The sequence below is a fragment of the Dactylosporangium sp. NPDC051087 genome (assembly GCF_055586325.1).
In genome coordinates this window covers 457,283-476,577 of record NZ_JBVJIJ010000003.1, presented here as the reverse complement: position 1 = coordinate 476,577, position 19,295 = coordinate 457,283, and the positions used below count along the sequence as shown (strand labels likewise).

Annotated in this window: 16 protein-coding genes; 8 read left to right on the top strand and 8 right to left on the bottom strand. The window is 71.4% G+C overall.

What is annotated here, in order from left to right; all coding sequences use genetic code 11:
* Positions 1 to 104: 104 nt before the first annotated feature.
* The gene (locus ACZ6TV_RS08730) at positions 105 to 1,508 is read left to right on the top strand and encodes a glutamate decarboxylase (protein WP_465296566.1); all 1,404 of its coding nucleotides are present in this window, start codon (positions 105 to 107) and stop codon (positions 1,506 to 1,508) included.
* A 185-nt stretch (positions 1,509 to 1,693) separates the two neighbouring features.
* Positions 1,694 to 3,670 (top strand): sensor histidine kinase, encoded by a 1,977-nt coding sequence (locus tag ACZ6TV_RS08725; RefSeq protein WP_465296565.1) that lies wholly within the window; start codon positions 1,694 to 1,696, stop codon positions 3,668 to 3,670.
* An 8-nt stretch (positions 3,671 to 3,678) separates the two neighbouring features.
* Here ACZ6TV_RS08725 and ACZ6TV_RS08720 read toward each other — a convergent pair whose 3' ends face one another.
* The 5 genes from ACZ6TV_RS08720 to ACZ6TV_RS08700 form a co-directional block, all read right to left on the bottom strand.
* Positions 3,679 to 4,035, bottom strand: a complete 357-nt coding sequence (locus tag ACZ6TV_RS08720) for an STAS domain-containing protein (protein ID WP_465296564.1) — start codon at positions 4,033 to 4,035, stop codon at positions 3,679 to 3,681.
* Positions 4,036 to 4,106: 71 nt separating this feature from the next.
* Entirely contained in the window at positions 4,107 to 5,078 is a 972-nt protein-coding gene (locus tag ACZ6TV_RS08715; RefSeq protein WP_465296563.1) for a DUF1702 family protein, read from the bottom strand.
* 109 nt (positions 5,079 to 5,187) lie between these two features.
* Positions 5,188 to 5,781, bottom strand: coding sequence for a copper resistance CopC family protein (locus tag ACZ6TV_RS08710; protein ID WP_465296562.1), 594 nt, complete (start codon positions 5,779 to 5,781; stop codon positions 5,188 to 5,190).
* Complete coding sequence (locus ACZ6TV_RS08705) at positions 5,778 to 6,344, bottom strand: hypothetical protein (RefSeq protein ID WP_465296561.1); 567 nt, start codon at positions 6,342 to 6,344, stop codon at positions 5,778 to 5,780. The genes ACZ6TV_RS08710 and ACZ6TV_RS08705 overlap by 4 nt, the downstream gene beginning before the upstream one ends.
* 1,602 nt (positions 6,345 to 7,946) lie before the next feature.
* Positions 7,947 to 8,768, bottom strand: a complete 822-nt coding sequence (locus tag ACZ6TV_RS08700) for a transposase family protein (protein ID WP_465296560.1) — start codon at positions 8,766 to 8,768, stop codon at positions 7,947 to 7,949.
* Between the two features lie 155 nt (positions 8,769 to 8,923).
* Between ACZ6TV_RS08700 and ACZ6TV_RS08695 the strand changes: the two genes are divergently transcribed.
* The 5 genes from ACZ6TV_RS08695 to ACZ6TV_RS08675 all read left to right on the top strand — a co-directional run bounded on the left by ACZ6TV_RS08695 (position 8,924) and on the right by ACZ6TV_RS08675 (position 14,491).
* Entirely contained in the window at positions 8,924 to 9,169 is a 246-nt protein-coding gene (locus tag ACZ6TV_RS08695; protein WP_465296559.1) for a hypothetical protein, read from the top strand.
* Between the two features lie 180 nt (positions 9,170 to 9,349).
* The gene (locus tag ACZ6TV_RS08690; RefSeq protein ID WP_465296558.1) at positions 9,350 to 10,831 is read left to right on the top strand and encodes a PepSY-associated TM helix domain-containing protein; all 1,482 of its coding nucleotides are present in this window, start codon (positions 9,350 to 9,352) and stop codon (positions 10,829 to 10,831) included.
* Between the two features lie 490 nt (positions 10,832 to 11,321).
* Positions 11,322 to 12,347 carry a Bug family tripartite tricarboxylate transporter substrate binding protein gene (locus tag ACZ6TV_RS08685; protein ID WP_465296557.1) on the top strand — a complete coding sequence of 342 codons (1,026 nt, stop codon included), beginning with the start codon at positions 11,322 to 11,324 and terminating at the stop codon, positions 12,345 to 12,347.
* A gap of 6 nt (positions 12,348 to 12,353) precedes the next feature.
* Complete coding sequence (locus tag ACZ6TV_RS08680; protein WP_465296556.1) at positions 12,354 to 12,950, top strand: tripartite tricarboxylate transporter TctB family protein; 597 nt, start codon at positions 12,354 to 12,356, stop codon at positions 12,948 to 12,950.
* A complete protein-coding gene (locus ACZ6TV_RS08675; protein ID WP_465296555.1) occupies positions 12,947 to 14,491 on the top strand; it encodes a tripartite tricarboxylate transporter permease in 1,545 nt (514 codons plus the stop codon). Before ACZ6TV_RS08680 ends, ACZ6TV_RS08675 begins: the two co-directional genes overlap by 4 nt.
* Here ACZ6TV_RS08675 and ACZ6TV_RS08670 read toward each other — a convergent pair.
* Positions 14,461 to 15,156, bottom strand: coding sequence for a response regulator (locus ACZ6TV_RS08670; RefSeq protein WP_465296554.1), 696 nt, complete (start codon positions 15,154 to 15,156; stop codon positions 14,461 to 14,463). The genes ACZ6TV_RS08675 and ACZ6TV_RS08670 overlap by 31 nt on opposite strands.
* A complete protein-coding gene (locus tag ACZ6TV_RS08665; protein WP_465296553.1) occupies positions 15,153 to 16,715 on the bottom strand; it encodes a sensor histidine kinase in 1,563 nt (520 codons plus the stop codon). The genes ACZ6TV_RS08670 and ACZ6TV_RS08665 overlap by 4 nt, the downstream gene beginning before the upstream one ends.
* A 39-nt stretch (positions 16,716 to 16,754) precedes the next feature.
* On the opposite strand from ACZ6TV_RS08665, the gene ACZ6TV_RS08660 reads away from it, so the two are divergent.
* On the top strand, positions 16,755 to 17,711 hold the full coding sequence (locus tag ACZ6TV_RS08660; RefSeq protein ID WP_465296552.1) for a Bug family tripartite tricarboxylate transporter substrate binding protein: 957 nt from the start codon (positions 16,755 to 16,757) through the stop codon (positions 17,709 to 17,711).
* Between the two features lie 49 nt (positions 17,712 to 17,760).
* On the opposite strand, the gene ACZ6TV_RS08655 is transcribed toward ACZ6TV_RS08660, so the two are convergent.
* Complete coding sequence (locus tag ACZ6TV_RS08655; RefSeq protein ID WP_465296551.1) at positions 17,761 to 19,179, bottom strand: alpha-amylase; 1,419 nt, start codon at positions 19,177 to 19,179, stop codon at positions 17,761 to 17,763.
* Positions 19,180 to 19,295: the final 116 nt, after the last annotated feature.

Below are 19,295 nucleotides of genomic sequence, written 5' to 3'. Positions count from 1 at the left end.
AGTACCGCCGCGGACGTGCCGCCTTGCGGGACGCCTCGCTGTGACAACCGACCGTTCCCGCACCGCGCGGCGGCGCCGGGACCAACCGACAGGACGGTGTGACGATGGTGCTGCACAGGGCATTTCCACCACGGCGGCCGGAGGCCGCGGACGGCGGGAACCCGTTCGCGACGGTCGCCAACCCGGCGCTGGTCCAGCAGGTGACCCCGCCGCGCGACGCGCTGGCCGACGATCCGGTGCCCGCCGACACCGCCTGGCAGCTCGTGCACGACGAGCTGATGCTCGACGGCAACGCCCGGCTGAACCTCGCCACGTTCGTCACGACCTGGATGGAGCCGCAGGCCGCCCGCCTGATGGCCGAGTGCGCCGACAAGAACATGATCGACAAGGACGAGTACCCGCAGACCGCCGAGTTCGAGCGGCGCTGCGTCAGCATCCTCGCCGACCTGTGGCACGCTCCGGACCCGGCCGACGTGATTGGCTGCTCGACCACCGGGTCCAGTGAGGCGTGCATGCTGGCCGGGCTGGCCCTGAAGCGGCGCTGGGCGGCCCGGCGCCCGGCCGGCGAGGCCCGGCGGCCCAACCTGGTGATGGGCGTCAACGTGCAGGTCTGCTGGGAGAAGTTCTGCAACTACTGGGAGGTCGAGCCCCGCCTGGTACCGATGGAGGGCGACCGGCTGCACCTGACCGCGAAGGAGGCCGCGGCGCACTGCGACGAGAACACCATCGGCGTGGTCGCGGTCCTCGGCTCGACGTTCGACGGCAGCTACGAGCCGGTCGCCGAGATCGCGGCCGCGCTCGACGCCCTGCAGCAGCGCACCGGATGGGACATCCCGCTGCACGTCGACGGCGCCTCCGGCGCGATGATCGCGCCGTTCCTGGACCCGGACCTGCGGTGGGACTTCCGGCTCGACCGGGTCGCCTCCATCAACACCTCGGGGCACAAGTACGGCCTGGTGTATCCCGGCGTCGGCTGGATTCTGTGGCGCCACCGCGACGCCCTGCCCGAGGACCTCGTCTTCGACGTCAACTACCTCGGCGGCAGCATGCCGACGTTCGCGCTGAACTTCTCCCGCCCCGGCGCGGAGGTCGTCGCGCAGTACTACACCTTCTTCCGCCTCGGCCGCACCGGCTACCGCGCCGTCCAGCAGGCGTCCCGCGACGTGGCCCTGTACCTTTCCGGCGGGATCGCCGCGATGGGCCCGTTCCGGCTGCTGAGCCGCGGCGACCAGCTGCCGGTGTTCGCGTTCACCACGAAGAGCGACGTCAGCACGTTCAACGTGTTCGACGTCTCCCGGCGGCTGCGCGAACGCGGCTGGCTGGTCCCGGCGTACACCTTCCCGGCCAACCGCACCGACCTCGCCGTGCTGCGGGTGGTGATCCGCAACGGCTTCACCCGCGACCTGGCCGACCTGCTGCTCGCCGATCTCGCCCGGCTGCTGCCGGAACTGCGGGCCCAGACCCGGCCCCTGCACCCCGCGGCCGGCAGCACCGGATTCCACCACTGAGCCGCCACTGAGCCGCCACCTGCATCGGCGCCGGGTCGCGTCCCGACACTCGGCCAGAATTTGCGGCTTTTGCGGTAGTAGGCTGGATTTGGGCCGATAGATGAAATCGATTGTCGCGACGCCACTGTTCCTAGCGGGTGCATGTCCTGCCGTCGTTTCCGGTGGCGTGCAGGACGGAGCTCCGCGTGAACGTGCACGCTTGGGGATTCGGGCGCCGGCCGGCGTGGCCGGCGCTCTTCGGCGCCGGGTTGAACCGCCGGGTGCTGCTGCTCTGCCTGGTGTGCACGATGGCGCTGAGCGCGTCACTCGTGACGATGCTGGCGGCCGTGACGAGGCTGGACCGGGAGGTGCGGTCCGCGCGCAGTTCGCAGGCGGCGCTGATCATTGCCGGTCAGCTGCAGACCTCCGTGCTGTCGATGGAGAACGCGGAACGCGGCTTCGTCATCACGCACGAACCACGGTTCATGACGTCGTGGCAACAGGCCCGCGCGGCGATCGCACCGCAGTCCGCGCAGCTCGAAGGCCATGTCGTCCAGGATCCGCAGCAGCAGGAGCGGGTCCGGCTGCTCAACCACGAGATCGCGACGTACGTGGCCGAGCAGCCGACGTCGGCGATGGCCGGTGGTCGAATCACGCCACCCGACCCGGTCCAGCTCCTCGACAGCCAGCAGCGGCTCGACGCCATCCAGGCGGGATTCGCGCAGTTCATCGCCGTCGAGCTGACCGACGCGAACCAGCAGGCCGCACACGCCGACACCGACACCGCCTGGGCACGGACGGCGGCGGGCGCCGGGCTCGCCGGGTCCGTGCTGGTCGGGGTGATGTTCGCGACATTCGTGAACCGCGGGATCGTCCGCCCGCTCGCCACGGCGGCCCGGATGGCCGATCGGCTGGCCGGTGGTGCCCTGTCCACCCGGATGCCCGAAAGCGGCCCGCACGAGATCGGCCTCCTGCAGCGCTCGTTCAACGCCATGGCGATGTCGCTGGAGTCGCACCGCGACGACCTCAACCGTCTCGTGGCCGAGCAGAGTGCCCTGCGGCGGATCGCGACACTCGTGGCCCGCGCGTCGCCGTCCGGCGTGGTGTTCGGCGCGGTCACCGAGGAGATCGGCAAACTCCTGCGAGCCGACACGACCATGCTGTTGCGGTACGAGTCCGACGGCGCCGCGACCGTCGTCGGGGCGTGGAGCGAGCACGACGTTCCCATCGTGGCCGGCACCCGCACCGCCCTGCCGGAGAACGGCGCCGCCATGCACGTCTACAACCGTCAGCAGCCCTGGTGGACCCGCGTCGGCGAGGGCACCTCGGTGCCGGACCCGTTCCTGTCCCGGTACGGCATCCGCGTCTCCGTGGGCGCGCCCATCGTGGTGCAGGACAGCCTGTGGGGGGTGCTGATCGTCATGGCCGCGAGCGAGGAGCAGCTGTGCCAGGACGATGCCGACCGCACCGCCGACTTCACCGAACTCGTCGGTGTGGCCGTCGCGAACCTGCAGGCCCGCGCCGACCTGACCACCGCCAGCGTCCGCATCGTGGAGGCCAGCGACCAGGCCCGCCGCAGGGTCGAACGCGATCTGCACGACGGCACCCAGCAACGGCTCCTGGCGCTGCTGCTGGACCTGCGCCGGATCCAGGCACGGGCCCCGACCGAGCGGCCGGAACTCGCCGGCGACCTGGCCACGGTCACCGACGACCTGTCCGGCGCCATCAACGATCTGCGGGAGCTCTCCCGCGGCATCCACCCGGCGATCCTGACCGAACGCGGCCTCGCGTCGGCCCTCAGGACCCTGACCCGCCGCTCACCGGTCCCGGCCGAACTGCACATCCAGCTGCCCGACCGGCTTCCACCGAACATCGAGACCAGCGCCTATTACATCGTCGCCGAAGCGCTCACCAACGTCATCAAACACGCCCACGCCGCGAGTCTCCGCGTCGACACCACCGCCGACGATCACACCCTCCGGCTGCGCATCAGGGACGACGGCGTCGGCGGCGCCGACCCGGACGCCGGCTCCGGCCTGCGCGGGCTCAGCGACCGGGTGACCGCCCTGGGCGGCAGCAGCCGGCTCGCCAGCCCGGCCGGCCAGGGCACCACGCTGTGGTTCACCATCCCGCTGGACCCGAACCATGCCGATGGGAAGCCGGCGTCACCGGCGGTGGCCTGAGCCGGACGTCAGACAGCCCGCGGGCCCCGGCGACGAGGACCGGAGACGTCCAGGGAGTCGGCCAGGTCACTGCGCCGGAGGCGGTCGTGCGCGGCCGCGCTGATGGCCGCGACCACCAGCCGGTATCCCACCTGCCCACCGACCCGCAGTGCCGCCGCCAGCGCGCCCACACCGGCGGAGTCGATGAGCGTGACCTCGGTCAGATCGATGCCGACCAGCGTCGGATACCACTCCAGCGCCGCGGCGAGAGCGCGATGGAACACCGCCACTCCGTGGCTGTCGAGCATGCCGTGCAGCACGATGAGCACCCGACCAGAGGCCTCGTTCTGCACTTCGAACGACAACGCCACCACGATCTCCCTCACCGGCGAGGACCCGGCCCGAGCGTAACAGCGCCGGTGTCCAGGAGGGCTCGGATGATCGTGCTATGCCGGGGTCACCGTTCCAGACCCGCCGTCAGCGCCGCCTTGATGCGCAGCCGCCAGATCTCGTACGCGGGGATCTCGTCGTCGTACGGGAGCCCGACGAGCGCCTCGTCGGTCACCTTGGACGCGCCGGCCGTGGTCTGGCCACAGAGCACCCTGGTCGCGATCTCGTTGTGCGCGACCACGAGACCGGCCCGGACCCGCGCGCCGGCCGCGAACGCCGAGCCTTGCGCGACGTCGCCGGCGTACGCCCCGGCGGCGTCCTTGAACCAGGCCAGTTCCGCCTCGTCGCTACCGCCGGCGTAGGTGGCCGCCAGCCCGGCGCCGGCGTACAGGTCGGCCCTGCGGCGCTCGTCGAACCGGTCGAAGGTCGCCACGACGCGGCGGGGGTCGGTGCCGCACACGAACCATGTGGCCCGGCCGACGCCCTGGTCGATGGCGCGGCTCGCGTACCAGGCGGGTCCGTCAGCCGGCCACGGGAAGGTGTCGGCCTGGTAGCACTCGTCGACGTACTTGCGGGTCTTGAAGTACGCCTGGTGGAAGCCGTAGCCGTCCAGCACGAGCCAGCGCAGCAGCGGGTCCGGTGCGTACAGCGACGACCAGCGGAACCGGGGTACCCGCGCCATCGCCCAGCCGACGCCCACGTAGGCCATGTAGACGTGGTCGTCGGCGGGCCCGGCGAGGAACTCCTCGACGTGGCGGCCGCCGCCGACGGGCAGCCCGTCACGCACCGCGAACGCCATCGCGGCACCTTCATAGGCGAAACCGCGGTAGGCGTGCGGGACGTCGGCGAGCCGCGAGTCCGCGTCGGCCGGGTGCGGCACCTCGGCGGCGATCGCGTACCCGGTGAGGAAGTACCGCCCGACGGACTCGAGCCGATCACGCGCCTCCGCGCTCTTCACGTGGAAGCCGCGCACGTCCATCCGGGTTTGTTTGATGTCGGGGGTGAGCATGCGCCGGCGAAGGGACTGGAACATCGTCATCCGGGGCCTCCAAGACATACAGGTTCGACAATTGTCTTCGAGAAATGCCGACGATGTTTTCTCCGCGGGTGCGGTCCCGGAATAGAAATTGACTCGCGGCGCTCCCGGCTCAGGAGTGGCGCTGCCTGCGTCCCCAGCGCAGCAGCGCGTACGCGAGCGCGACCAGCAGCACCGCGTCGAGCACGAGCAGCGCGAGGTTCACCGGGTCGTCGCTGAGGTGCTGGTGGCCGGCGGAAGCCGCCGCGGCCGGGTCACCGGCGACCGGCGCGGCGGGAACGCCCACACCGAAGCGGGTCACCGCCGACAGCTCCACGCCGTCGGCCAGCCGGACGTGGTACGCCACGAGATACGTGCCGGCGCCGGTCAGCTCGACGGGCACGGTGAGGGTGGCGCCGTCCCGCCGGACGGCACCGGTGCTCACCGTCACGCCGCTCTCATGCGCCACGCTCAGGTGGTAGTCGTACGCGGCGAGCTCGCCGCTGAAGGTGGCGGTCACGGCGGTCGGCGCCACCTGCACCGTGGCGCCGTCGGCGGGGTCCATCGCGGACAGCCGCGCCGGGGCGGGCTCCGCCAGCAGGGCGAACGCCAGAACCGCGGCCGCGACCGCGCCGACCGGCCAGACGGCCTTGGAGCGCAGGGCGGACCGCAGGGCCGAGCGGAGCCCGCCGCGGCGGGCTCCGCTCGAGGACGTCGTCACCGTCACGGGGCACCGGCCGCGACCAGCGGCCTGGCGCAGTTGCACGGCGCCGCCTGCGCCTCCGCACGGTTCGGCCGCAGGTGCAGGATGACCGCGATCACCATCGGCAGGAAGACGATGGTGTTGTAGAACAGGTGCAGCTCCACCCGCGGGATCACGAGCTGCAGCACGCTGGTGGGCACCGCCTTGCCGAACAGGAACTGCCCGGTCTGCGCCTGCAGGAACAGCAGCAGGTGCTCGATGTGGTGCCAGAACTGGATCACGAGGGCGACCGTCCACCAGGTCCGGGCCCGGCCGGTGAACGCGCCGCGCAGCGCGAACAGCGCGACGAGCATGACCAGGGCGTAGCCGTAGTGCAGCCACTCGCTCTTGATCAGCCACGGGTAGGCCAGGCCCAGCACGCCCCGCGCCTTCGGCAACGGCCAGTGCAGCACCCAGATCTGGTATGCCTGCGCAAGGTGCTCCGCCCAGTGCGCCAGGACGATCACCATGAACACGTTCAGCGCGATGCGGTGGAACCGGCCGTTCAGGCCGCCCTGCTTCGGTTGCGCCAACCCGAGTTGCGCCATTCGGACTCCTCCAGTGCTCCGACGTTGCTCACCACCGGCGGTACGGCCGGTCCGCGTCACCGCCGGCGACGGCATGCTGTCCGCAACCATCCCGCTGCTCTGCGTCACACTAGCCGTGGAATCGTCACTTAGAAACCGTCGGACGTCAATCTTTTGAGACCTGCACATTGATAGAAGCCCGACATTTTGTAACACGACTTCACCAACAGAGTCAAACACATGAATCCTTCATTCACGCAAGACCCTGTCGTGCCCTGCCGGCAAAAAGTGATCCACAATTCGAACGCATCCGGACAGGCGATCGGCGCTGTTCCCGGCCACCGGGCGCAATGCCGGTCCGCCGGCGCTGGGTATCGTGCGGCATATGTCGAAACTGGCCACGAGCCTGTCCGCGGTGTTCGCCGCGTATGCGGAGTACTGGCTCGGGGTGGTGCGGCCGGTGCCCGCGTTCCGGGTCGAGCTGGACGGGCCGGACCTGGCGCTCACGGTCGAGGGGGACGGCAGCGAACCTCGGGTGGTGGGCCGCGCGTCCGCCTATGCGGTGCTGGCGCACCGGTTCTGGGCCGCGGTGCTGCCTCCCCCGGTCGTCATCCCCTCGCTGATCCGCGAAGGCAACGAGGGCCACGCATGGAACGGATTCGACGAGGAGCACGCCGCACCGGCCCTGCGGGTCGTGGCGGCCTGCCTGGAGGAGGCGGGCGAACGGACCGAGGCGGCACTGATCCATCGGCTCCTGGCGGGGACCGACGGCGACCGGGGTGTCCCGCCGTGGACGAGCGACGAGGAGTACACCGGCCACTTCGAGGTACCGGAATCCCTGCTGGCGGAGGTCCGGCGCCGCAGCCCGGTGGTGGAGCGCCTCGCCGGCCGCAGGTCCTGGAACGCAGGCATCACGGTCAAGGCGCTGCAGGCCGACGCCGGGGTGACAGACCCCTACGACCGGCTGGCCCTGGCCCATGTGTCCGCGCACGCGATCAGCGAATGGATGTGGTCGGAAGGGCTCAAGCACAACGACGCGCTGCGCTTCCTGCTGGCCCTGACGACCGACCCGGACGTCGCCGGCATGGTCGCGCTCGGCGGCGCCGAGGACATGGGGCTGGCGCTCGCCCGTCAGCGGGCGTACGCCGAGGCGATCCCGTGGCTGACCGCGTGCGTCGACGGCGACGTCCGGGTGGCCGAGCTGGCCGCCGCCCGGTACGAGTGCCGGTTGGCGACCGGCGACCCCGGCGCCGAGGACGACTGGGCCCTGGTCGAGCGGACCGTCCACGCACCGGACGCCAAGCGCGAGCGCGAGGCGGCGTTCGCCGGTGCGCCGTACTGGAGCGACGTCCGGTTCGCGGGCGGCCTGGACGCCAGGCGTGCGGCGGCCTGTGCCCGTGCCGCGGAGGCCACCGCGCTGCGCGCCGCCGGTGAGGATCTGTGGCTCGTCGAGAAGGTCCGCCGGTACGGCCGCGACACCGCGCGCAGGGGGATCGAGCGGCTGCTCAAGCAGCGGGCATACGCGCCCGCCGACGACGAGGCCGCCGCGCTGCGCGCCCGCGCGCGGGACCTCTGCGACCGGGCATTGAGCCATTCCGAGCAACTGCTTGATGACTGGCGGTTTCATGTTGTGCGGGCGTGGTCGATGTGGAGTAGGACGAGGGCTGCGGCGACGATCTTCCCGATCCGCCAAGGGCACAGGCTGACGTTGCGCAGTGCTTTGAAGGTCATCTTGAGGAGGGCGTTGCCGCGTTCGGCGATGGCCCGGACGCCGTTGTGGGCCTGGTTGAGCTGCTGTTGCACCGGGGTGAGCCGGCCGTTCTTCGGTGTCTTGAACGCCACGGTGATGGTGTCGGCTTCGCCTTCGTAGCCCAGGTCGCCGAGGGCGCGGAGGTCACTGCCGGCGGCGGTGAGGGCGGGCAGGATCTCGGTGTGGGTGCGCACCGCGGTGGTGTCGTGCTCGCGGCCGGGCCGTACCTGCGAGGTCCAGATCGGCCAGCCGTCCGGCACGGTGATGACCTGGACGTTGCCGCCATGGTTGGCGTGCTTGCCCGACCACCACAGATCCACGCCGGGCGTGGGTCCAGGGGTACGGCAGCGGTCCGTTTCGATGAGCGTTCCGTCGATGTTGACGTGGCTGTACCCGGCTGCCTTGGCCGCCAGCAGCGCCCCGTGCAGGCTGGGTGACCGGGCAGCGAGGACATCGATGCCTTCGTGCAGATAGGCGTAGCCGGTGGAACGGCCGATCGCGTTGTCCCGGGCCAATTGGCTCATCCGGGTGCCGTCCAGCAACCAGCGCAGGACCAGAACTGCCTGTTCGTGGCAGGGCAACGCCCGCGTGCCGGCACGGGTCCCGCGCCGCGCTCTTTCCGTGGTCAGCAGACCGGTCAGGAAGTCCACCGTCTCCTCGCGTACCGGCAGGACCGAGGTGTATGTGACACTCATCGTCGACGCAGCACCCTATGAAGTTGATCTGTGAGAGGACCACCTTCATACCGGGGTGCTGCGTCTTTCGTTGCATCGCAACGGGTTCGGCGTGTCACCACCCTGGGAACGCGAGCGACTACTCAGCGTCGCCCGCCGTTACCCGGAAAGGCTCATTGCGGGCGGCCGGCCCGGACGCGGCGGACACCACTCCCACCACGGCGCGGGACGGCAAGGACCGGGAGCGGTTCTTCCGCGCCAACGCGCTGTTCGGCTCGGTCGGCCGGGCCTTCGAGGCACTCGGCGACCGCGACGGCGCGCTGGCCGCCTACACCGTGGCCCGTGACGTCGCGCTCGCCGCCGGCATCTCCGGCGACTGGTGGGCCGACGACGTCCGGCGGGTCGCGGCCACCGCAGGCTGACGCCGCTGGTGCGGACCGGTCCTACGCCCCCGCGGCACCCACGCGGCGGCCGTGAGAACTCGCCGGGAACTTCCGGGCGCCGCCGGACGACTACACCCTCGTGGGCGCGTCAGCCAAGGACGTCTGCGGGTGCCACTCGTCCGTTCCGCCCCGAACCGTCGTCCGCCCCGGAGGTTCCCGATGTCCATCGCCACCGATGTGTCGCCCCCGACGGAGGAGCCCGCACCGGCTGCCGCCCCGTCCCCCCGGCCGATCCGGTCGTGGTCGGTGGTGCCGCTGCTGACCCGGCTGCACTTCTACGCCGGCATCCTCGTCGCCCCGCTCCTCGTCGTCGCCGCCGTCACCGGCCTGCTGTTCGTGTTCACCCCCCAGCTCGACAGCATCGTCTACGACAAGGAACTGCACGTCGCCAACGTCGGCCCGGGCCTGCCGAAGCCGTTGTCGGAGCAGGTCGCCGCCGCGATCGCCGCCCACCCGACCGGCACCTTCTCCTCCGTCGTCCCGGCCGCCGCCCCGGACGCGACGACGAAGGTCGTGTTCATGGTGCCCGAGCTCGGCGAGAAGCAGCACACCGTCTACGTCGACCCGTACACCGGCGAGATCCGCGGCCAGCTGGTCACCTGGTGGGGCTCCACCCCGCTCACCACCTGGCTCGACGACTTCCACCGCCACCTGCACCTCAACGACCTCGGCGTGCTCTACTCCGAGACCGCCGCCAGCTGGCTCTGGGTCGTCGCGCTCGGCGGGCTCATCCTGTGGTGCAACCGGCAGTGGCGCATCCGCGGCGAGAAGCGTCGCAGCCGCGTCGAGGCGACCCTGCTCTACGACACCGCCGCGGCCAAGGGCGTGCGCCGTACCCGCGGCATGCACGCCGCCACCGGCGTCTGGCTGATCGTCGGTCTGCTCTTCCTGTCCGCGACCGGCCTGACCTGGTCCGACTACGCCGGCGCCAACTTCAGCCTCGCCCTGGACTCCCTCAACGCCGGCCGCCCCGAGCTCGTCACCAACGGCGCGACCGCCGGCGGCTCGAGCGGCGCCCACCACGGCGAGGGCGGCGGCGCCGCCGCGGGCGACCCGGCACAGGTCGACAAGGTCCTGCACATCGCCCGGGCCAACGGCATCACCGGCCAGATGGAGATCGGCGCGCCCGCCGAGGAGGGCGCCGCCTGGACCGTCGTGCAGAACGACAACGTCTGGCCCGTCCACTTCGACAAGATCGCCGTCGACCCGGTCGCCGGCACGGTCACCGACCGCGTCGACTACGCCGACTGGCCGGTGCTCGCCAAGCTGTCCGCGCTCGGCATCCAGGCCCACATGGGCTACCTCTTCGGCCTCGCCAACCAGCTGCTGCTCGCCGCGCTCGCGATCGGCCTGCTCTGCGTCATCTTCTGGGGCTACCGCATGTGGTGGCAGCGCCGCCCCACCCGCGGCGCGCAGCGCCGGGCCCCCGTCGGCGCGCCACCCGCCCGCGGCGCGTGGCGCCGGCTGCGCCTGCCGCTGCTCGTCATCGGCGTCCTCGTCACCGCGGCGATCGGCTGGGCGCTGCCCGCCTTCGGCGTCACCCTCGTCGCGTTCCTCGTCCTCGACCTCGTCACCGGCCTGATCCGGCGCCGCCGCCGCGACACTCCGATCCCGACCTCACCCGCACCCGCCGGCGCGTAACACCGCGTCCCGGCAGCGGTCCGGAACCACGCCACGGACCCGCCAGAAACGGAAAGCGGCACCGCCCGAAACTGAAGCGGCACCGCCAGGAACCGCAGCCGCGCCGCCGGAAACCAAAGCGGCGGCGCGGCTGCGACCGGCCGCCGTCGACAGGGCCATGTCGGCGGACAGACCGGTGCACCGGTCACGATCGACCAGCGCGCGACCGTGCCGGCGTCGAGGTGCCCGGCGACGCGCGGATCGGCGGCGAGCACCTCGTCGAAGCGCCGGACGGTCCCGGCCGCTCCGGCGACGATCCCGTGCGCGACCCTGCTCCTCGACCTCGCCGAACTCCGGCTTCATCGGCGTGGTCACGTCGTGGTCGATCCGGCCGCCGCCGCGACCACAAAGACCAATATGTGCGTAGCGTTCACAATCGTGACCTGGGTCACTCGGTGCGGCATGGTGCGTAACACGTTCGCCACATCCCCGTGACAGGAGCACTACGTCAATGTTGAAGCGGAGTTTTGCGGTCGCGCTGCCGGCGGTGCTGCTGCTGGCCACCGGCTGCGCCAACCAGTCCGTCGGCGAGTCACCGGCCGCGTCCGGCACCGCGGCGGTGGCCTTTCCGACGAAGACCTTGCAGATCATGGCCCCGGCCGGGGCCGGCGGCGGCTGGGACACGACCGCGCGGTCGCTGCAGAAGATCCTCCAGGACGCCAAGCTCCTCAATGGACAGTCGGCGGAGGTCCGCAACGTCACCGGCGCCGCGGGCACGATCGGCCTGGCCGAGCTGGTGACCAGCCACGCGAAGGACCCGCACCAGCTCATGGTGACCGGGCTCGTGATGGTGGGCGGGGTGGTGACCAACAAGTCGCCGGTGGACCTGGGCAAGACCACGCCGATCGCGACGCTGACCGCCGAGTCCGAGGTCATCGTGGTGCGCAACGACTCGAAGTACACGTCGCTGAAGCAGCTCGTCGACGACGTGAAGGCCAACCCCACGGCGGTGAAGTGGGGCGGCGGGTCCGCCGGCGGCACCGACCAGATCCTGGTGGGGCTGCTGGCGAAGGCCGGCGGCGCGGACGCCAAGACGGTCGCGAAGCAGTACGTCGCCTACTCCGGCGGCGGCGAGACCAAGGCCGCCCTGCTGTCGGGCGACGTGAGTGTCGCGGTGTCGAGCACGAGCGAGTTCGCCGACCTGGTGAAGGCCGGCACGGTCCGGGCGCTCGCGGTGTCCAGCCCGAAGGGTGAGGACGCCGGTGCCGGTACGCCGGCGCCGAGCATCAAGGAGTCCGGGTACGAGCTGGACCTGCTCAACTGGCGCGGCGTCGTCGCACCGCCCGGGCTGAGCGCCGCGGACAAGGCGGCGGTCATCAAGATGATCGACGACCTGCACGCGTCGCAGCAGTGGCAGCAGGAACTGACGGCGAAGAAGTGGCAGGACTTCTACAAGTCCGGTGACAGCGCCGCCGCGTTCTACGAGTCGGAGAGCGCGCGGATCAAGACGGTCCTGACCGAGATCGGGCTGGGTTAGGTCCCGATGGCTGCTGTGACGCCTTCAGAGCGGGAGCCGTCGGCCGCCGGGCCGCAGGTCCCCGCCCCACAGGACCCGGAGGACTCGGAAGACTCGGAGGCGGCGAGCGGCGGCACCGCGGTGCCGGGGACGGCGATTGCCGGCCCCGGCCCGCTGGTGGCCGGCGCGGTCCTGCTCCTGGCCGGCGCGGCCCTGCTGGCGATGTCGATCGCCTCGGCCGTGCGGAGCGGGGTCACCCTGGGCGGACCGACGCTCGCCCCGATCATCGTGACCGGGTTGTGGGTCGCGGTGGCGCTGGCCTATCTGGCCGGCCGGATCCGTGAACGCGGCACCGGCCGCGTCGTGCCGATGGGGTGGCGGACGCCGGCGCTCCTGCTGGTCGCTCTCGTCGGCTACTCAGTGATGCTCAAGTACACGGTCGTCGGCTACGTGCTGTCCACCATGCTGTTCGTGCTCGTCGCCGCCCGGCTGATGAGCACCAGGCCGCTGCGCGCGGTGATCGTGCGAGATCTGCTGACGGCGGTCGGGTTGTCGCTGGGCATCTATCTCGTCTTCACCAGGCTGCTCGGGATCGTCCTGCCCGCGGGGGTACTGCCGCTATGAGCTCGATCATGGACCTGCTGTCGGGGTTCGGCACCGTGCTGAGTCCGCAGAACCTGCTCTACGCGGCGATCGGCGTCACCATCGGCACGCTCGTCGGCGTCCTGCCCGGCATCGGCCCGGCGCTGACGATCGCGCTGCTGCTCCCGGTGGCGCTGCGGCTCGACGACCCGACCGGGACGCTCATCATGTTCGCCGGGATCTACGCCGGCGCCATGTACGGCGGGTCGACGACCTCGATCCTGCTCAACACCCCGGGCGAGTCGGCGTCGGTGGCCACCTCCATCGAGGGGTACCAGATGGCCCGGCGCGGCAGGGCACGCGCGGCGCTGGCGACGGCGGCGATCGGCTCGTTCGTCGCGGGCACCATCTCCACCGCGTTGCTGACGTTCGCCGCCGCGCCGATGGCGAGCCTGGCGATCACGTTCCGGGCCTCCGACTATTTCGCGCTCGCCGTCCTGGCCATGGTGACGGTGACCGCCATGGTGGGCGCGTCGCTCGTACGGGGGCTGATGTCGCTGACGTTCGGGCTGTTTCTCGGCCTGATCGGCATCGACTCCCTGACCGGGCAGGCCCGCTTCACCTTCGGGGTCCCTTCGCTGCTCGACGGCGTCGACATCGTCACGATCATCGTGGGACTGTTCGCCATCGGCGAGACGCTCTACATCGTCTCCCGGCTCAAGGACCTGCCGGCGAAGGTCGAGCCGCTGGAGCCGGCCGCCGGCGGGTTCGCCTGGCTGAGCCGGTCGGACTGGTCCCGGTCGTGGCGGCCCTGGTTGCGCGGGACGGCGCTCGGCTTCCCGTTCGGCGCGCTGCCGTCCGGCGGGGCCGAGATCCCCACCTTCGTCTCGTACACGCTGGAGAAGCGCCGGTCGAAACATCCGCAGGAGTGGGGCAACGGCGCGATCGAGGGCGTCGCCGGGCCGGAGGCCGCCAACAACGCGTCGTTCTCCGGTGTCCTGGTCCCGCTGCTGACGCTGGGCATCCCGACGTCGGCGACCGCCGCGGTCATGCTCGCCGCGTTCGGCTACTTCGACCTGTCCCCCGGGCCGCAGCTGTTCGAGAAGTCACCGGATCTGGTGTGGGGACTGATCGCGTCGCTGTTCATCGGCAACGTCATGCTGCTCGCCCTCAACCTGCCGCTGATCCGGATCTGGGTGAAGGTGCTGCAGATCCCGCGGCCGCTGCTGTACACCGGGATTCTGGTGTTCGCGACGCTCGGGGTCTACGCGGTGTCGGGCAACATCGTCGACGTCTTCATCGCCTTCGCGATCGGTGTGGTCGCGATGTTCATGCGGCACTTCGACTTCCCGATCGCGCCGGTCATCCTCGGCGTCATCCTCGGGCCCATGATGGAGATCCAGTTCCGCAGGGCGTTGCTGCTCTCCGACAACGACCTGTCGATCTTCGTCAGGCGCCCGCTGACGCTGATCCTGCTCCTGCTCGCCGTCGCGGCGCTCGGGCTGCCGCACCTGCCGAGGCTCGTCGCCCGGCTGCGCGGAAGGGGTGACGCTCAGCGGTTGTCCTTCGGCGACGAGGACTGACGCAGCCAGATGTAGCGATGCTCCGGCCGGCCGGCCGCCCCGTACCGCAGCCGCACCTGGGCCCTCCCCGCCTGGACGAGGTGTTCCAGGTAGCGGCGGGTGCTGACCCGGGACAGGCCGGCCAGCGCGGCGCACTCGCCCGCGGACAGGTCCGTGCCGCTCTCGCGGAGCACGTTGATCACCAGGTCCGCCGTCGCGGCCGCGAGCCCCTTGGGCAGCGCGGTGTCGCTCTGGTGCAGGGTGCCGAAGAGCCGGTCGACGTCCGCCTGGGCGACGCTGCGCCGGTCCCCCAGGCGCTGCACCGCCTCCGCGTACCGCTCGAGCCGCTCGCGCAGCGTGTCGAACGTGAACGGCTTGATGACGTAGTGCACGACGCCGCTGCGCAGCGCGGACCGGATCGTGTCGACGTCCTGCGCCGCGGTGACGGCCAGCACGTCGGTCCGGTGCCCGTCCTGGCGCAGCTGCCTGAGCACCTCCAGCCCGGAGAGGTCCGGGAGGTAGATGTCGAGCAGGACGAGGTCGGGGCGCAGCCGCTCGACCGCGCCGATCGCCTCCGCGCCGGTGTGCGCCATGCCCACCACCGTGAAGCCCGGGACCCGTGTCACGAACCCGTGGTGAATGCGGGCGACCATGAAGTCGTCGTCGACGACCAGGACGCTGATCATCCGGACCCGCCGCGCGGCGTCGCGGGCAGGCGCGCGGTGAAGGCGGAGCCGTCGACGGTGATGGCACCGCCGCGGGCCGTGCACACCCGCCTGATCAGCGCCAGCCCGAGACCTCGGTGACCGTCGCCGCCCTTGGTGGTGAAACCGCTGCCGAACACCTGCTCCGCGTGCTCCCGCGCGACGCCGGTGCCCGAGTCGTCGACGGTCACGACGACCGCGTCCCCGTCCTCCCGCACCGACACGCGCACCCATCCGCCGGCGGTCACCGCGTCGATGGCGTTGTCGACGAGATTGCCGGTCACCGTCACGAGGTCGGCGGCGAGCCGGTCGTCGGCCGGCCTCGGCATCGACGTGTCGGACGCGATCCGCAGCTCGACATGCTGTTCCGACGCGACGCTGCCCTTGGCGATGAGGAGCGCGGCCAGCGCCGGGTCGGAGATGCGCGACTGCACCTCGTGGCTGAGCTCGTCCTGCGCCTGGCCCGCCTGGATGATGAAGGTGACGGCGTCGTCGTACTGGCCGAGCTGCAGCAGACCGGAGATGGTGTGCAGCCGGTTGGTGAACTCGTGCGCCTGCGCCCGGAGGGTGTCCGTCGTGTGCCGGCTCATGTCCAGCTCGCGCTCCAGCGACGTCAGCTCCGTGCGGTCCCGCAGCGTCGTCACCGACCCCGCCGCGCGGCCGCGGACCAGGACCGGCATCCGGTTGAGCACCAGCACCCGGGAGTCGTGGACCACCACGTGGTCGGGCTCGTCGGATCCGGCGGTCAGGAGGGCGAGCACCGCGTCCGGCATCCCCAGCGACCGCAGCGGCGCGCCGGTGACGTCGGCGGGCAGCCCGAGCAGCCGGCGTGCCTCGTCGTTGGCCAGGGTCACCCGGCCGGCCGAGTCCAGCCCGATCAGTCCTTCCTTGATGCCGTGCAGCATCGCCTCGCGGTGCTCGACGAGGCCGGCGATCTCCGCCGGCTCGAGGCCGAGGGTCTGCCGCTTGACGCGCCGGGCGAGCAGGGTCGAGCCGGCGACGCCGAGCACCGAGCCGAGCAGCAGGTAGGTGAGCAGGTCCGGGGTCGCCGTCGCGAGCAGCTCCAGCCACGACGGATAGGTCTTGCCCGCGATGACCAGGCCGAGCACCCGCCCGTCGGCGGGGTCGAGGACCGGGGCGTGCGCCACGAGCGCCTCGCCGTCGTGCTCCACGACGCCGAGCCACGCGCGGCCGGACAGCGCGTCGCTGCCCCCGAGCGCCGCCGGGCTACCGCGGTGCGGGCCGGTCAGCAGGACGCCGTGGGCGTCGGTCAGCTCCACGAACGACGAGCCGGACACGCTGCGTGCCGTCTCCCCCTCGGCGCCCAGCGCGTCGTACCAGACGGTGCCCCGCATGCCCTGGCGGATGAGGTCGGTGGCGGCGAGGTTCTCCGCGGTGGAGCGCAGCTTGGTGCCCTGCTCCCGGCGGAAGGCGGCGTCGGACTCGGCGACCGACACCGCGGCGACGGCCGTCACGACGAGCAGGACGATGCCGAGCTGGAGCAGGAGGAACTGCCTGGCGAGCGACAACTGCCAGCGCACCCGCACCTCCTCGCCGTCCGGCACCGATAGGCTGACCTGGTGCTTCGCCGTACCATACTCGCCGCTCCCCTGGCCGGGCTCGTGCTGAGCGCCTGCCGGGCGGACGACGAGCCGGGCCTGCGGCTGATGGTGCCGAACGCGCCCGGGAGCGGCTACGACATCACCGCACGGACCGTCGCCACCACCATGGACGCCGCCGCGGTCAGGTCCGGTGTCGAGGTGTTCAACCTGCCCGGCGCCGGTGGCATGGTCGGCCTGCGCCGGCTCGCCTACGAGCGGGGCAACGCCTCGCTGCTGATGCTCATGGGTCTCGGCCTCGTCGGCGCGCAGCACACCGCCCCGATCTCCGTCACGCTCGCCGACGTGACGCCGGTCGCCCGCCTGATCGAGGAGCCGGAGGTCGTCGTCGTCACGCGGGACTCGCCGCTGCGTACCCTCGACGATCTGGTGCGGGTGTGGCGGGCCGACCCCGCGGGCCTCGCCGTCGGTGGCGGTTCCTCGCCCGGCGGACCCGACCATCTCGCGGCGATGCTGATGGCCAAGGCGGCCGGCATCGCACCACGCACCGTGCGATACAGCCAGTACGACGGTGGCGGCATGCTCCTGGGCGCGGTGCTGTCGCACGGGGTGGCGTTCGCCGTGTCGAGCCTCGGTGAGCTGGCCGGCCAGGTCGACTCCGGTCAGCTCCGCGTCCTGGCGGCGACCGGCCACGACCGGGCCGACCGGATCGACGCCCCGACCCTGCGCGAGGCGGGTCTCGACGTGGTGTTCGCCAACTGGCGCGGGCTCGTCGCACCACCGGGGCTCACCGCGGCCCAGCGGGCGGGCCGCGGCGCCGAGCTGGAGGCGCTGCGGACGTCGCCGACCTGGCTCGAGGCGGTCGCCGGGCACCGGTGGACCGGCAGCTTCCTCGGCGGCGACGACTTCGGCGCGTTCATCCAGGACCAGGACGTCCGGGTCACCCAGATCCTCGCCGAGCTCGGCCTGCGCACCTGAGCGCCGGACCTGAGCCCCGGACCGGCGGCCGGGGCTCAGGCGGCCGGGGTCAGGAGATGCGGGCGCCGGCGTGGATGGCCAGGGCGTCGTGGGCCGCGACGTTCGCGGTGAACCAGCCGCCGCCGTCGATGGTGACGACCGGGCCCGTGCAGGTGGTGCCGCTCTTCTCGCCGTGGATCACGTCGCAGTAGCGGCCGGCGGGCATGTTGGTGCGGTACGACCGGCCGGTGACGGCGAAGTCCTCGTCGTTGATGGTGATGTAGCCGGCGCTGCCACGGCCGAACGCGATGTGCTGCCAGCCGTTGTCGTACCAGTTGACGACGCCGCTGCCGGCGACCGCGTTGCGGAACGCCACCATGTTCGCGATGACCGGCCACCGGTGCTCGCACCGCCAGCCGCCGGTGTAGCAGGTGCTGTTGCTGGTCCGCCCGGACGCGTCCGACGGCGGGCCCTGGTTACGGTCGGTGAACTCGTAGCTGGACATCACCGTGGGCGAGCCGTACGGCCACGCCAGCATGAACGCGTTCGCCAGGGCGTAGATGCCGTTGTCCCGGTAGGTCAGCGTGCCGGGGACGTCGCGCTGGGTGTCGTGGTTGTCGACGAACACGTTGGCGACGTTGCTGGGAATGTAGCCCCAGCCCTCGCCGAAGTTGGTCAGGTACGCGAGCCGCTCGTTGCGGAACACCCGGGCGAGGTCCTTGCCGTACCGGAACTCGTGCACGTCGCCGTTGCCGGTGTACTCCTGCGGCGTGATCGGCTCGCCGGCGCCGTAGATGACCTCCTGCACCATGTACACGGACCGGGACAGCCTGGCCTTCAACGCCGCGATGTCGGCGGCGGGCATGTGCTTGCTGGCGTCCATGCGGAAGCCGTCGACGCCGAGGGACAGCAGGTCGTTGAGGTAGCCGGCGAGCTTGTCCCGCACGTAGGTCGCACCGGTGTCGAGGTCGGCGAGGTTCGCCAGCTCGCAGTTCTGCACCTCGTACCGGTCGTTGTAGTTGACGATGTCGTCGTTGCCGTTGCGCCCGCAGTGGTGGAAGTCCTGGGTCTGGTACGTGCCGGGGTAGTCGTAGTGCGTCCAGGCGGATCCGGCCCAGCCCGGGCCGCTCTTGTCGGTGTTGGCCATGTGGTTCACCACCGCGTCGACGATCACCTTGACCCCCGCCGTGTGGCAGGTGCTGACCATCGACTGGAACTGCGACCGAGTCCCCTTGCGTGACTCGATGCGGTAGCTGACCGGCTGGTACGCGACCCACCACTCCTGACCGCGCACGTGCTCCTGCGGCGGGGAGACCTGCACGTACCCGTAGCCGCGCGGCCCGAGGAACGTGGTGCACTCGGACGCGACCGAGGTCCAGTTCCACTCGAACAGGTTCGCGATCACGGTCTTGGGCCCGGCGGTGCCGGCAACGGACGGCGCGACGGTCGCCACGGTGGTGGTCAGCGTCGCGAGCACAACGGTGGACATGAGGGCAGCCAGCGGCCTGCGGCGCGTCATGGGTAGCTCCAAACACAAAGGCGGCGGTCATCAAGTATCGGCACACGTCACTGCCCTGGGCAACACGTGCCTGGACGGGGCTGACA